The 13614-nt window shown below is 61.2% G+C and carries 12 protein-coding genes; 5 read left to right on the forward strand and 7 right to left on the reverse strand.

The window, feature by feature from the left end:
- The first annotated feature begins 479 nt into the window (after positions 1-479).
- Positions 480-1403: a chemotaxis protein CheV gene (locus PSH91_RS08735; RefSeq protein WP_076385689.1), complete on the forward strand. Its 924-nt coding sequence runs from the start codon at positions 480-482 to the stop codon at positions 1401-1403.
- A gap of 71 nt (positions 1404-1474) precedes the next feature.
- The gene (locus PSH91_RS08740; protein ID WP_076385687.1) at positions 1475-2284 is read left to right on the forward strand and encodes an MOSC domain-containing protein; all 810 of its coding nucleotides are present in this window, start codon (positions 1475-1477) and stop codon (positions 2282-2284) included.
- Positions 2285-2410: 126 nt separating this feature from the next.
- Here the strand turns inward: PSH91_RS08740 and PSH91_RS08745 are convergent, their stop codons facing one another.
- The 6 genes from PSH91_RS08745 to PSH91_RS08770 all read right to left on the reverse strand — a co-directional run bounded on the left by PSH91_RS08745 (position 2411) and on the right by PSH91_RS08770 (position 10100).
- Positions 2411-2695 carry a pyrimidine/purine nucleoside phosphorylase gene (locus tag PSH91_RS08745; protein WP_047226402.1) on the reverse strand — a complete coding sequence of 95 codons (285 nt, stop codon included), beginning with the start codon at positions 2693-2695 and terminating at the stop codon, positions 2411-2413.
- A gap of 95 nt (positions 2696-2790) precedes the next feature.
- Positions 2791-3333, reverse strand: coding sequence for an exonuclease domain-containing protein (locus PSH91_RS08750; protein ID WP_047226403.1), 543 nt, complete (start codon positions 3331-3333; stop codon positions 2791-2793).
- A gap of 62 nt (positions 3334-3395) precedes the next feature.
- A complete protein-coding gene (locus PSH91_RS08755; protein ID WP_305467885.1) occupies positions 3396-5366 on the reverse strand; it encodes an acetyl/propionyl/methylcrotonyl-CoA carboxylase subunit alpha in 1971 nt (656 codons plus the stop codon).
- Between the two features lie 81 nt (positions 5367-5447).
- Positions 5448-6605 carry a citronellyl-CoA dehydrogenase gene (atuD, locus tag PSH91_RS08760; protein ID WP_305467886.1) on the reverse strand — a complete coding sequence of 386 codons (1158 nt, stop codon included), beginning with the start codon at positions 6603-6605 and terminating at the stop codon, positions 5448-5450.
- 44 nt (positions 6606-6649) lie between these two features.
- Positions 6650-8266 (reverse strand): geranyl-CoA carboxylase subunit beta, encoded by a 1617-nt coding sequence (gene atuC, locus PSH91_RS08765; RefSeq protein ID WP_274090266.1) that lies wholly within the window; start codon positions 8264-8266, stop codon positions 6650-6652.
- Positions 8267-8309: 43 nt separating this feature from the next.
- Positions 8310-10100 carry an acyclic terpene utilization AtuA family protein gene (locus PSH91_RS08770; protein WP_305467888.1) on the reverse strand — a complete coding sequence of 597 codons (1791 nt, stop codon included), beginning with the start codon at positions 10098-10100 and terminating at the stop codon, positions 8310-8312.
- A 181-nt stretch (positions 10101-10281) separates the two neighbouring features.
- Here PSH91_RS08770 and PSH91_RS08775 point away from each other — a divergent pair, with 181 nt between their 5' ends.
- The 3 genes from PSH91_RS08775 (at position 10282) to PSH91_RS08785 (ending at position 12895) form a co-directional block, all read left to right on the forward strand.
- Entirely contained in the window at positions 10282-10905 is a 624-nt protein-coding gene (locus PSH91_RS08775; RefSeq protein WP_047226408.1) for a TetR/AcrR family transcriptional regulator, read from the forward strand.
- Between the two features lie 123 nt (positions 10906-11028).
- Positions 11029-11811 carry an ABC transporter substrate-binding protein gene (locus tag PSH91_RS08780; protein ID WP_172833829.1) on the forward strand — a complete coding sequence of 261 codons (783 nt, stop codon included), beginning with the start codon at positions 11029-11031 and terminating at the stop codon, positions 11809-11811.
- A 70-nt stretch (positions 11812-11881) separates the two neighbouring features.
- A complete protein-coding gene (locus PSH91_RS08785; protein ID WP_188251196.1) occupies positions 11882-12895 on the forward strand; it encodes a GNAT family N-acetyltransferase in 1014 nt (337 codons plus the stop codon).
- A 136-nt stretch (positions 12896-13031) separates the two neighbouring features.
- Here the strand turns inward: PSH91_RS08785 and PSH91_RS08790 are convergent, their stop codons facing one another.
- A complete protein-coding gene (locus PSH91_RS08790; protein WP_025212663.1) occupies positions 13032-13580 on the reverse strand; it encodes an RNA polymerase factor sigma-70 in 549 nt (182 codons plus the stop codon).
- Positions 13581-13614: the final 34 nt, after the last annotated feature.

Raw genomic sequence — 13614 nt, forward strand, 5'->3', positions numbered from 1 at the left:
CTTATCTCCACAACATCATGTCAGACGCAAGAAAATCGCGTGTGGCGAACGGCTGGACTTCTCGGCCGGCAACTAACGAAGACCCGCAGGCACTCTTTCGCCCGTAGACAAAGGCATGCGCGCAAACGATTGCACTGGCGGGATCGGCCAAATGGCTGGAAGTCCGGTGTCCTGCGGTCGCGCACAAAGGCCTGACTCCGTTCAGCAATGAGAATGGCGTCACATTAATGGCTATTGGATAGCGGGAATATCAGGTTGGACCTGATTGTCCCTAGGGGAAACCCCTAGGCGGGGGAACTTTGTGCGCAAACTGAGGTCGCGCAGCGGCAGAGCTGGGGGATGAAATCCGTGAAGCAAGTAAAGCATGATGCTAATGTGACATCAATGCCCTGCGCGAGATTTTATACAGGGGTCAAGATCCCGTCTGCACGGCCGATATCTCCTTCATGGATTCATCCGAACAAGCCTAGGAGTCATAGATGGCCGGCATTCTCGACACAGTAGATCAACGAACCCAACTGGTGGGTGAGAATCGCCTGGAAATTCTCATGTTTCGCCTGGCAGGGCGGCAGTTGTTCGCCATTAACGTGTTCAAGGTCCAGGAAGTACTGCAGTTGCCGAAGCTGACGTTGATGCCGCAGCGCCATCCGTTTGTGTGCGGTGTAGTCAATCTGAGGGGCCAGACATTGCCGGTGATCGACCTGTCCCAGGCCATCGGTATGCGTCCGCTGGTGCCGGGAGCTAACAGCACCATTATCGTCACTGAATACAACCGTTCGGTTCAGGCGTTCCTGGTGGGCGGCGTGGACCGCATCGTCAATATGAACTGGGAAGCCATCTTGCCGCCCCCGACCAGCGCTGGGCGTGAGCACTACCTGACGGCGATCAGCAAGGTTGACGATCAGTTGGTGGAAATCATCGACGTGGAAAAGGTCCTGGCCGAAATCGTGCCTTATAACGCCAAGGTTTCCCGGGACAAGCTCGAAGATCCGGTACTGGAGCGCGCCCGTGGACGCGAAGTGCTGCTGGTGGACGACTCCAATGTCGCGCTCTCTCAACTGCGCGATACGCTGGGTCAGTTGGGTGTGAAGATGCACGTTGCCAGCGACGGTTTGAAAGCCCTGAACATGCTCAAGGCCTGGGCCGATACTGGCGAAGTGATGACCGACAAATTACTGATGATTTTCACCGACGCGGAAATGCCGGAAATGGACGGCTATCGCCTGACTACCGAGATCCGCAACGACCCACGTTTGCGCGGGCTCTACGTGGTGCTGCACACCTCGCTGTCCGGTAGCTTCAACGATTCGATGGTCAAGAAGGTCGGCTGCGACAACTTCCTCTCCAAATTCCAGCCGGACAAGCTGGTTGATGTGGTGCGCCAGCGACTGATGCTCGACTGAGGCTGATCATGGTTTGCTTCAATGGCCGGCTCGTATAAGGTGGCGTTTTTTCGTCACCGGGGAAGTCGACCATGTTGCGGCTGAGCGCGCTGTATCGTTATCCGTTGAAGTCCGGCAAGGGCCAGCTCCTGCAAGGCATAGGCCTGGACAAGCTGGGCCTGGACGGTGACCGGCGCTGGATGCTGGTGGACGAGGGCACCGGGCGCTTCCTGACCCAGCGGGCGGTGACCCAGATGAGCCAGCTCTCGGCATTGTGGAATGAGGCCGGCGGTCTGACGCTCAGTGCGCCAGGTTTTGCCACCCTGGATGTGCCCCTGCCACCTGTTGACGAAGAGCAACGGCGCGGAGTGATCATCTGGCGCGACACCTTGCGCGTACCGGATGCCGGTGACGAGGCGGCGGCCTGGGTCAGCGAGTTCATCGGCAAGCCCACCCGGCTGGTTCACGTTCCGGTGGAACTGGCGCGCACCACCGCCGCCGGTTACGGCAAGGATGACGACAAGGTGGCGTTCGCGGACGGTTTCCCCTTGCTGCTGATCGGCCAGGCCTCTTTGCAGGACGTGTCCGATCGGGTCGGCCGCCCTTTGGAGATGCTGCGCTTTCGTCCCAATCTGGTTATCGAGGGCAGTGAGGCATTTGCCGAGGATGGCTGGAAGCGCATTCGTATCGGCGATGTGGAGTTCCGGCTGGTCAAGCCCTGCTCACGCTGCATCATGACCACGGTCGACCCGCAAACCGGCGAACGCGACCCTGACCGCGAACCCTTCGCCACGCTGCAGCAGTATCGTTCGACACCGGACGGTGCGATGTTCGGCCAGAACCTAGTCAATGACAGCAATGGTTGGCTTGAAGTGGGTATGCCGGTTGAAGTGCTCGAATAAACACCGCTTTTGAAAAAACAATGCCCGTGTCCACTGGACACGGGCATTTTTCATTACCCGATGCCACGCCGGGGCTTTTGTGGCGAGGGGATTTAGCGAAACGTCGCACCGCCCCTCGCCACAGGCTTAGCCGCGGTATTCACACAGGTAGGCGGTGTCGACGGCGACCTTGAGCTGGAACTTGCTATTGGCCGGTACATTGAACTGGCTGCCGGCCTCGAAGGTTTCCCAGTCGGTGCTGTCGGGCAGTTTCACGGTCAGGGCGCCGGAGACGACGTGCATGATTTCCCGCTGGGCCGTGCCGAATTCGTATTCGCCCGCAGCCATGACGCCGATGGTCGCAGGGCCTTCGGCAGTGCCGAAAGCGATCGACTTGACGGTGCCGTCGAAGTACTCGTTGACTTTAAACATGGGCGATTCCTCGAAAAAAGGGGCTGGAAAAGGCCGGCCAGTATGCACAAGGCTTCAACGTTCGTCATCTGCCGCGCCGCAGTCGTGGCTCGCGTTCAGCCTGGGAGTACCAGGGGTAATAACCGCGCCGTATTGCGCGCATCTTCCAGGGCCCGGTGTTGTTGACCGCAGAATTGCAGGCCGGCCAGTTGCAGCGCCCCGTTGAGCCCCAGGGGGCGCTCCAGCCGGCGGGCTTTGGCGAAGCGCTGCTTGAGGTTCATGTGCGGCACTTGGCCGAGAAAGCTGTGCAACCGCTGATGCTGCCATTCCTGAAGCAATTGCTTGCGGTCGTAATCGCCCCAACTGACCCAGCTCTCCAGGTTCGCGTGGTACTGCGCCAGCCAGCGTTCGAACGCCGGCCAGACCTCGGTCAATGGCGCGGCGCTGTCGATATTGGCCTGGGTGATATGGGTCAGCTCGCGACAGAAAGGTGTGAGCAAGGGACGCCTCAACGGCTTTACGAACCGCTGGAAGTGGTCCAGCTCGCGGCCATCCCGATTCACCAGCGTGGCGCCGATTTCGATAATTTCCATTTCGGTTACCGGCCAGCCACCTTCATCGGTGGTGGCCTCCAGATCAATCACCAGCCAGTGAGGCATCGCAAGGTTCCCGGTATCGGCGTGCTGATGGGTTTGAGCGTAGTCAAACCCTGCGCATCCGCCTAGTGCGCTGTTTCAACCTGCAATAATAACTGGCGGTTTTTCACCTGATCGCCTGGCTTGACGTGTAAGGTCCTGACCACTCCATCAATACCTGCCTTGAGTGGGTGCTCCATTTTCATCGCTTCGAGCACCATCAGTAGCTGTCCCTGGCGTACTGCCGTCCCTTCGCTGACCAGTACTTCGACGATAGCGCCGTCCATTGGCGCGTTGAGGGAGCCATCGCTGACGCTGGCCCTGGCGGCGACGGGGGCCTGGGTCCGATCCTGTAAATGCAGGCCGCCTGGGCGAGTGAACAGCCACAGGTCATTACCATCGAGGTGCCAGGCATGGCGTTGGCGAATGCCGTCGATCATCAGCGTCGCGCCGCACTGATCAGCTTCGAGCAATTTCAACTCGATCACACGCTCGGCTATCCGGATATGCAGCGTGCCGCCGGTTCCGGCGGTCAGGGTCAGGGTCCAGTCGCGCTCGCCCAGGCCAATGCAATAGCGCCGCACCGCGCCGCTATTGTTGCTCCATCCTCCCAGGCCGGGCGCATGACGTGCATGCATGGCCTGATAGAACAAGGCTGCGGCGATGGCGAGCTGCTCAGCCGAGGGGGCGGGGGCCTGCAAGGCAGGATGATCGGCGAAGTGTTGCTGGATGAAATCGGTGCCGAAATCTCCATCAATGAATTGTGGATGAGCCAGCAACCCCGCCAGCAAGCGTTGATTGGCCTGTACACCCAGGAGCACGCAGTCCTCCACGGCTCGCAGCAATTTGCGTCGGGCCTCTTCACGGGTAGCGCCGTGGGCGATGACTTTGCCCAGCATCGGGTCGTAGAACGGGCTGATGGTCTGGCCTTCAAGCAAACCATGGTCGATTCGTACACCGTCGCGGATAGGGGGTTCCCAACTGAGTAAATGGCCGGTTTGCGGCAGAAAGTTCGCAGCCGGGTCTTCGGCATACAACCGCACCTCCATGGCGTGACCACTGAACTGGACCTGGTCCTGGCGCAGGGGCAGTGGCAGGCCGGCGGCCACATCCAGTTGCCAGGCCACCAGGTCCAGTCCGGTGATCAGCTCGGTGACCGGATGTTCGACCTGCAAGCGCGTGTTCATCTCCAGAAAGTAAAAACCGCCGTCCGGGGCGAGCAAAAACTCCACGGTCCCGGCACCCACATAATTGACCGCGCGGCCAGCCTTGAGCGCGGCGTCACCCATGGCCTGGCGCAGATCGGCGGTCATGACCGGGCAGGGCGCTTCTTCAATGATTTTCTGGTGGCGTCGCTGGATCGAGCAATCCCTTTCGCCCAAATGGAGCAGATTGCCGTGGTGGTCAGCGAAAATCTGGATTTCCACATGCCGTGGATTGATCAAGGCCTGTTCGAGGATCAACTCATCGTTGCCAAAACCATGCAGCGCCTCGGAGCGCGCGGTGCGTAACTGTTCCAGCAGGTCTTCAGCCCGCCAAACCAGGCGTATGCCTCGGCCACCACCGCCGGCGCTGGCCTTGATCATCAACGGATAGCCGATGCGTTCGGCTTCACGGCACAAGGTGTCGTCGTCCTGATCGGTGCCTTCGTAACCGGCGATGCACGGTACGCCGGCGGCGATCATGGCGATTTTCGAGCGACGTTTGCTGCCCATCAGGTCGATGGCGTCGGGGCTGGGGCCAATGAACACGATACCGGCCTCTGCGCAGGCCTTGGCGAATCCGGCGTTTTCCGAGAGAAAACCGTAGCCAGGGTGGATGGCGTCGGCGCCAGTACGCCGGGCCGCATCGAGGATGGCCGGCTGATTGAGGTAGGACTGCGGCACCGGTGCTGCGCCGATGAGTACTGCTTCATCGGCCATGCGCACGTGCAGCGCGTCGGCGTCGGCCTCGCTGAACACCGCCACGGTGCGATAGCCCAGGGCCTGGGCGGTACGCTGGATCCGGCAGGCGATTTCACCGCGGTTGGCGATGAGGATCTTGCTGAAGGCGGGCATGGTGGTCATTCCTGGGTTTTTCGGTGGCAGTCAGGGCCTCATCGCGAGCAGGCTCGCTCCCACAATGGAGAGTGAACACAGTCATTTTTTCTTGCCCGGTAAAATGCCCATGAGTTTGCAGATGATGCCCAGCATGATCTCGTCCGCACCGGCGCCGATGGACACCAGTCGCACGTCGCGATACGCCCGCGCCACCGGGTTGTCCCACATGAAACCCATGCCGCCCCAGTATTGCAGGCAACTGTCGGTGACTTCCCGGGCCAGGCGCCCGGCCTTGAGCTTGGCCATGGACGCCAGCCGCGTCACATCCTGGCCGTTGATGTACTGCTCGGTGGCCTGGTAGACCAGCGCCCGCAGGCATTCGATCTCGCTGGCCAGTTCCGCCAGGCGAAAGTGGATCACCTGGTTGTCGATCAGGGCGGTGCCGAAGGTCTTGCGCTCCTTGCAGTACTCGATGGTGCTGTCGATGCAGTGCTCCAGCCCCTTGAGCATGTTCGCCGCGCCGAACAGGCGTTCCTCCTGGAACTGCAACATCTGCATCATGAACCCGGCGCCTTCCTGGCCAACGCGATTGCGTTGCGGCACCCGTACGTCGTCAAAGAACACCTGGGCGGTTTCCGAACTGCGCATGCCGAGTTTGTCCAGGTGCCCGCCGAGGCTGATACCCGGGCTGTTCATCAGCACCATGATCAGTGATTTGTTGATGTGGGGCTTGTCGTCCGAAGTGTTGGCCAGCAGGCACATGAAATCGGCACTCGGTGAATTGGTGATCCACATCTTGCTGCCGTTGATGACGTAGTCATCGCCATCCTTGCGGGCCGTGGTCTTGAGCCCGGCGACATCAGAGCCGGCCCCGACTTCCGAGACGCCGATGCAACCGACCTGCTCACCGCTGATGGCCGGGCGCAAGAATGCTTCACGCAGCTCATCGGAGCCGAAACGCGCCAGGGCCGGGGTGCACATGTCGGTCTGCACGCCGATGGACATCGGCACGCCGCCACAATGAATGGTGCCGAACTCCTCGGCGGCGACGATCGAATAGCTGTAGTCCAGGCCCATGCCGCCGAACTGCTCCGGCTTGGATATACCCAGCAACCCCAGTTCACCGGCCTTGCGGAAAACCTCGTGGATGGGAAACCGTCCAGCCTTCTCCCATTCGTCGACATAGGGGTTTATCTGCTGGTCGACAAACTGGCGAACGGTGCGCCGCAGAGCTGCGTGTTCCTGGGTGAAGATCATTTTATTGTTCTCCTGTGAGCAGCGATCAAAAGTCCTTCACACGTTCAGAAACGGGCCACACCGAAACTGTTGGGTTGCAGCGGGCGAAGCTCAGCCGCGTGGCAGATGTCCAGCAGGTAGCCTAGCAACGTGCGGGTGTCGCGCGGGTCGATGAGCCCGTCATCCCACAGGTTGGCGCTGCCGTATAGCGCAGTGGACTGGCTGTCGAGTGTCTGCGCGGTGGTGTGTTCGAGCTGGTCCAGCATCTTCGGGTCGGGGGTGAGGCCATTCTTGATCTGCGTCGCCTGCGTGACGATGCGCAAAACCTTGCCGGCCTGAGCACCACCCATCACCGCTGTGTGGCTGTTGGGCCAGGCGAAGATGAAGCGTGGGTCCAGCCCTCGGCCGCACATGGCGTAGTTGCCGGCGCCGTAGGAGCCGCCCACCACAACCGTCAGCTTCGGCACTCGGGCGTTGGCCACGGCCTGGATCATCTTCGCCCCATGCTTGATCACCCCTTGTTGTTCCGACTCGGTGCCGACCATGAAGCCGGTGGTGTTGTGCAGGAACAGCAGCGGTGTGCGGCTCTGGTCGCACAGCTGGATGAACTGCGCGGCCTTGCTCGCGCCCTTGGGCGTGATCGGGCCGTTGTTGCCGATCAGGCCACAGGCATGACCACGAATGCGCAGGTGGCCACAAATCGTCTGTTGATCGAACTCGCTTTTGAATTCCAGGAAGTCCGAACCATCGGCGATGCGGGCGACGATTTCCCGCACGTCATAGGGCTTTTTCGGGTCGTCGGGGATCAACCCCAGCAACTCATCGGCCGGGTAGAGCGGCTCTTTCCAGGTGCGTTCAGGCGGTGTCGGCCGTTGCTCGTTCCAGGGCAACAGGCTGACGATCTCCCGGGCCAGGCGTATGCCATCGGCGTCATTCTCGGCCAGGTATTCAGCGGTGCCGGCCACCTGCGCATGCATTTGCGCACCGCCCAGTTCTTCTTCCGTGGCGACTTCGCCAGTGGCGGCCTTGAGCAGCGGGGGGCCGGCCAGAAACAGCCGTGCTTTGTCGCGCACCACTACTACGTAATCCGAGAGCCCCGGCTGGTAGGCCCCGCCCGCCGTGGCCGAACCATGCACCACAGTAATCTGCGGCAAGCCCATGGCGGACATCCGCGCCTGATTGGCGAAGCTGCGCGCACCTTCGACAAAAATCTGCGCGGCATAATTGAGGTTGGCGCCGCCGCTTTCGGCCAGGGTGATGACCGGCAGTTTGTTCTCCATGGCGATCTGTTGCAGACGCAGGGTCTTGTTCAAGCCGCTGGGGGAGATGGTCCCGCCCTTGATCGCGCTGTTGTTCGCCACCACCAAGACCTGAGCGCCGGATACGTAGCCGATCCCCGCGATCAAGCCGCCACCGGCCTGGCTGCCGTCCTTGTCGTCATGGAGTTTGTAGCCGGCCAGGCTCGCCAGTTCCAGGAACGGCGCGCCGGGGTCCAGCAGCAGGTTCAGACGCTCGCGTGGCAGCAGTTGGCCGCGTTGCTCGAACCTGGCCTGGGCCTGGGCGGCTTTCTCCAGCACCGCCTGTTCGATCTGACGCAGGTGTGCGACGCCAGCCAACATGGCCGCGTGGTTGCGGGCGAAGTCGGCGCTGTGTGGGTCAAGGTGCGATTCGATGACTGGCATGGGTGTTCCTTGTGCTCGAACCGAACGCCATGGCGATCGTCCTTTAATTGACCTGATCGGCGATGCTCTGTGGCACCGGTATCTGGATCTCCAGCAACTGCTGAGCGAACGCCTTGCCCTGCGGGTCGATGCGCAGGCTGGCGACACCACCGCCGCCAAGGGCATTTTCCAGCACGAAGTTCAGGCTGTGGGTGCCCGGCAGATACCAGCGCTCGACGCGCCCCAGCAGTGGGTCGAGCACGTGGCTCATCCAGTCAACCAACACTTGGGGCGTCAGCGCCTCGGCGATCCACGGCAAGTATTCGGGGGCGCGGGCGAGCACACCGATGTTGCTGTGGTTGCCCTTGTCGCCGGAGCGCGCCACCGCCAGTTTGACCAACGGCACGCTGGCATCAGCCCGGCCCTGGGGTTTGGGCAGGTCGGGAGCGACCGGCAAGTCGCGGGTTTGCAGCGCTTCAACGGCGGGCAGCAGGCAAGGATGACTCTGCCCGTCGAGTTCAATGTCGAGCCGGCAAGCGGATTTGTCGATCAGGAACGAGAACAGGCGAATCAACGGATACACCGTCGGGCGACCGCCCATCAGGCCGGTCAGCCCCGGCACCATGCCGGTGGCGGCCTGGGCGATTTCCCTGGAAAACAGCACCAGCGGCTGTTTGTCGGGGTGGCGCACCGCCAGTTTGATCACCACTTCACGGCTGTCCTGGCGCCTGCCGTGCTGGCCGTAAGTGGCTTCGCTGCCCAGAAGCTCGATGTTCACCTCGCTGTAGGGCGCCCAGCCGCGCGAACTGAACAGCTGCGAAGTCCTGGCGATGATCGCCTGGCTGACCCGTTCGGCCTTGGCCACCGCATCGATGCCGGCGATCAGGCACAGGGCGGTGCAGCGAAAACCGTCGGCCCAGGTGGCGCAGACCTTGTATTGATCGGTGGGCGGCAAGCCCTTGGCGCCTTGGACGCGCACCGCGTGTTTGCCTTGCTGGATCAACCTGACCTGACTGAAGTCGCAGATCACGTCCGGCAAGAGATAGCCTTGGGGATCGCCGATTTCATAGAGCAGTTGTTCCCCGACAGTCAGCGGCGTGACCAGCCCGCCGGTGCCTTCGGCCTTGGTGACGATGAATTGGCCGTCGGCGCTGACTTCAACGATGGGAAAACCGATGTGCTCGTAATCCGGTACCTCCCGCCAGTCGGTGAAATTACCGCCCGTGCATTGGGCCCCGCACTCAATGAGGTGCCCGGCCAATGCGGCCTGGGCCAGTTTGTCGTAGTCGTGCCAGGCCCAGCCAAACTCATGCACCAGGGCCGCGCTGACCACGGCGCTGTCCACCACCCGGCCGGTGATCACGATGTCGGCTCCCAGACGCAAGGCCTCGACAATGCCGGGGGCACCCAGGTAAGCGTTGGTGGACACGCACACCGCCGGCAGGGGCGCGCCGCTGAACATCTCGATAATGCCCTGGCTGGCGAGCTGTTCGAATCGTGGTTGCAGGTCGTCTCCCAGCAGCACCGCGATCTTCAAGGGCACGCCGGCCTTGTCGCAGGCCGCTTGCAGAGCGGCGGCGCAGGCCTGGGGGTTGACCCCGCCGGCATTGCTGATGACGCGGATCTTGCGTTCATGCAAACGAGCAAGCAGCGGTGAGAGCACTTCGATGAAGTCCGTGGCATAGCCGCCCCGAGGGTCTTTCATGCGCGCCCCGGCCATGATCGACATCGTGACCTCGGCCAGGTAATCGAACACCAGGTAGTCCAGTTCGGCGCCTTCGACCAGTTGCGCCGCAGCGGTACAGGTGTCGCCCCAGAAGGCGCTGGCACAACCGATACGTATCGTTTTTGGCATGGTGCTCCCTCCGGCCGACGTCGCCCGAGACTACCAAGCAAGCGCTTGGTTTGTAAACGACCGCCGGTTCTTCGATCCAAGCGCTTGCTTGGGTGCCCCGGCCAGCTTAAATTGCCCGCGCCACCTCGTCGGTTCCGCAAGCGTGGCCCGACGTTGATCGATCGACTGTAGGAGAGAATGGGTGGATGAGCAAAAAGCCCTGAACGTGATGCGTGAGCTGGTCGATAACGGGCAACTGACCGATCCTGACAGCGCTCGCGGCAAACTGCTCCAGACCGCCGCCCATCTGTTTCGCAACAAAGGGTTCGAGCGCACCACGGTGCGCGACCTGGCGAGCGCGGTGGGCATCCAGTCGGGCAGTATCTTTCATCACTTCAAAAGCAAGGACGAGATCCTGCGGGCGGTGATGGAAGAGACCATTCGCTACAACACGGCGTTGATGCGCGCGGCGCTGGCCGAGGCCGATAGTGTGCGCGAGCGGGTCCTGGCGCTGATTCGCTGCGAGTTGCAATCGATCATGGGCGGCAGCGGCGAGGCGATGGCGGTCCTGGTCTACGAATGGCGTTCGTTGTCTGAGCAAGGTCAAAGACAGGTGCTGGCTTTGCGTGATATTTATGAGGCCCTGTGGCTTGAGGTTCTTGGGCAGGCCAAGGACGCGGGGTATATTCGGGGCGACGTGTTCATCACCCGTCGTTTCCTGACCGGCGCCCTGTCCTGGACCACCACCTGGTTTCGCGCCGAGGGCAGCCTGAGTCTTGATGAGTTGGCCGAGCAAGCCTTGATTCTGGTGCTTGAAGAAAAATAAAAAGAGGCAGCAATGCCGCTGAGTGGTCGCCTTGCGTGCCCTGCGTAATGTGCATTGAGATGCCTGGTTGGATTCACTGATGATTAACTTTCTGGGGAGTGAGCTGTCTTGACGTTTTCAACGATGGGGATAGCCTCGCGCGTCTTGCTGGCTGCGTTTATTGCGGTGTTCGCGTTGCCGGCCACGGCTGCGCAACTGGTCCGGATTGGCGCAGCGCATTTTCCGCCCTACACGATACGCCCCGAAACTGGCGCGGATACCGGTTTGCTGCCGCAGTTGGTCGAGGCCTTGAACCGGTCCCAAAGCGACTATCAATTCGTGCTGGTTCCGACGTCGATTCCGCGCCGCTTCAATGATTTCAAGCAGGGCCGGGTCGACATGGCCATTTTCGAGAACCCGGACTGGGGCTGGAAGGATGTGCCTCATACTGCGGTAGACATGGGTCTGGAAGATGCGGAAATCTTCGTTGCCCAGCGTCAACCGGATCGTCAGCAAGACTATTTCTCTGATCTGAGGGGCAAGCGCCTGGCGCTCTTCAGCGGCTACCACTACGCCTTTGCCGAATTCAACGCCGACCCCAAGTTCCTGACCGGCCAATACAACGCCACGCTGACGTATTCCCATGACAGCAACCTGCTGATGGTCTTGCGCGGGCGTGCGGACATTGCGCTGGTCACCCGTTCGTACCTCATCGACTACGTGCTGCGCAATCCTGACGTCGACCCTCAATTGCTGATATCCGAACGTATCGATCAGATTTACCACCATTACGCGCTGATCCGCCCCCAGGCGCCGATCTCTGGCGAAGCGTTCGAGCGACTGCTGCAAAAGCTGCGGGACGACGGGCAGATGCTGGCGATTTTCAAGCCCTACCAGATACAGCTGGTGCCAGCGCACGATCATTGAACGGGGCACTAAATTTCCCTGCCTGGCTCACGTCACACGTTGACTACCGACGACTACGTGAGCCCCGCCCATGTCCAATCTCAAGCACCCGACGACGCTGCCTTTACCCGGCGGTCGCCGTCTCGGCGCCGATGAAACCGAACGCCACCTGAGCCTGATGCTTGAGGGCGCGCCGCTGATCCGGCTGCGCCTGGAGCGTGGTACCGAGCTGCATGTGCATTTGCAGGAAATCAACGATCGGCCCGTAGGCCCGGCGCTTTGGGCGGCCTGCTATTGGCTGTTCGCCCGCGATCCTGAATGCCGACGCCTGACTTGGCATCTGCCCGAGCGCCCCGGTGAAGCCTTGCTCAGCGGACTGCTGACGCCCGGCGAGTGTGCCGACGAATACATCTGCGAGCGCACGATGTTCTGGCAACTGCCGCAACCCTGGCTGGGGGAGTCGTTCAACGGCAGCTATCCGCAACAAATGATCATCACCGATGGCAAGCGTCATCCGCGCCGGCCCATGAAGCCGCGAGGCGAGGTGTATCGGCGCTTCGATGCGCGCCTGGGAGCCTGGGTGTCGTTGCGCACGCTGGAAATCGAACAGGACCTGACGCGCTTCAACCGCTGGCAGAACAGTCCTCGGGTGGCGAGTTTCTGGCAGGAGGAGGGCAGCCTGGAACAACATCGCGAGTATCTGAGCACACTGCAGCGCGATCCCCGGGTGCTAACCTTGATCGGTTGTTTCGACGACCAGCCTTTCGCCTACTTCGAAGCCTATTGGGCCAAGGAGGATCGGATCGCGCCGTTCTATGACGTGCACAATTATGATCGCGGCATTCACATGTTGGTGGGCGAGGAGCAACACCGCGGCCCGCACAAGGTGGCGAGCTGGCTGTCGGCGCTGGTGCATTACCTGTTTCTCGACGACCCGCGCACCGAGCGGGTGGTGGCCGAACCTCGAGCCGACAACGCCCGGATGATCGGTCATCTGCACAACCAGTGTTTCCACTGTGAAAAGGAATTCGATTTCCCCCACAAGCGCGCGGCGCTGATGATTCTGGGGCGTGAGCGGTTTTTTGATCGGTGTAGGTTGATGTGAGGTTGTAAGCCCCTAGAGCCCCATCGCGAGCAGGCTCGCTCCCACAGGGATTGCGCACAGCACAGACTTTGTGAGTGCGCAGATCCATTGTGGGAGCGAGCCTGCTCGCGATAAGGCCCGAAAAATCAGTGCAAAATCACCGCCGGGCAAAGGTATCCCCACGCACTCCCGACACCTTGCGGCAATGCACCAGGGCGTCGCGGATCATGAAGTTCACCAGGGTCGGCGAGACCCCCAGCTCCTTGGCGATATCCTTCTGTGGCACACCGTGCAGGCGGTACATCTCGAAGGCATAGCGGGTGCGGCTGGGCAGTTCGGTGAGCGCGTCGGCGATGTGCTCCAGCGTCGAGAAATTGATGTGTGACGTTTCTGGCGAAGCCCCCTGGATCACCACATTCAACCCTTCCTCTTCCGGCCCGGAGTATTTCTGTTCCAGCGCCTGCTTGCGGTAATGGTCGATCGCCAGGTTGCGCACGATCTGAAACAGGTAACTGAGCTGAGCCTTGAAGGACGAGGTGATCTGGGGCGCCGATTGCAGCCGGAAAAACGCATCCTGCACCACGTCTTCTGCCCGGGACCGGCAACCGGTGATTCGGGCTGCGATCTTGACCAGGATCATCCGGTTATCCACGAATGCCTGAAGTAACGGTGAGTCGCACCTGCTTGTGGATACTTGTTCCGTCATGGAATTCACCTTGTTGCAAAAAGTTAGCAGGACG

Source organism: Pseudomonas sp. FP1154 (assembly GCF_030687245.1).
GTDB classification, from domain to species: domain Bacteria; phylum Pseudomonadota; class Gammaproteobacteria; order Pseudomonadales; family Pseudomonadaceae; genus Aquipseudomonas; species Aquipseudomonas rhizophila.

What these genes read in the sequence shown, in the direction of transcription:
- PSH91_RS08735 (WP_076385689.1), top strand. Translation starts at nt 480, where the DNA reads ATGGCCGGCATTCTCGACACAGTAGATCAACGAACCCAACTGGTGGGT.
- PSH91_RS08740 (WP_076385687.1), top strand. Translation starts at nt 1,475, where the DNA reads ATGTTGCGGCTGAGCGCGCTGTATCGTTATCCGTTGAAGTCCGGCAAG.
- PSH91_RS08745 (WP_047226402.1), bottom strand. Translation starts at nt 2,695, where the DNA reads ATGTTTAAAGTCAACGAGTACTTCGACGGCACCGTCAAGTCGATCGCT.
- PSH91_RS08750 (WP_047226403.1), bottom strand. Translation starts at nt 3,333, where the DNA reads ATGCCTCACTGGCTGGTGATTGATCTGGAGGCCACCACCGATGAAGGT.
- PSH91_RS08755 (WP_305467885.1), bottom strand. Translation starts at nt 5,366, where the DNA reads ATGCCCGCCTTCAGCAAGATCCTCATCGCCAACCGCGGTGAAATCGCC.
- atuD (WP_305467886.1), bottom strand. Translation starts at nt 6,605, where the DNA reads ATGATCTTCACCCAGGAACACGCAGCTCTGCGGCGCACCGTTCGCCAG.
- atuC (WP_274090266.1), bottom strand. Translation starts at nt 8,266, where the DNA reads ATGCCAGTCATCGAATCGCACCTTGACCCACACAGCGCCGACTTCGCC.
- PSH91_RS08770 (WP_305467888.1), bottom strand. Translation starts at nt 10,100, where the DNA reads ATGCCAAAAACGATACGTATCGGTTGTGCCAGCGCCTTCTGGGGCGAC.
- PSH91_RS08780 (WP_172833829.1), top strand. Translation starts at nt 11,029, where the DNA reads ATGGGGATAGCCTCGCGCGTCTTGCTGGCTGCGTTTATTGCGGTGTTC.
- PSH91_RS08785 (WP_188251196.1), top strand. Translation starts at nt 11,882, where the DNA reads ATGTCCAATCTCAAGCACCCGACGACGCTGCCTTTACCCGGCGGTCGC.
- PSH91_RS08790 (WP_025212663.1), bottom strand. Translation starts at nt 13,580, where the DNA reads ATGACGGAACAAGTATCCACAAGCAGGTGCGACTCACCGTTACTTCAG.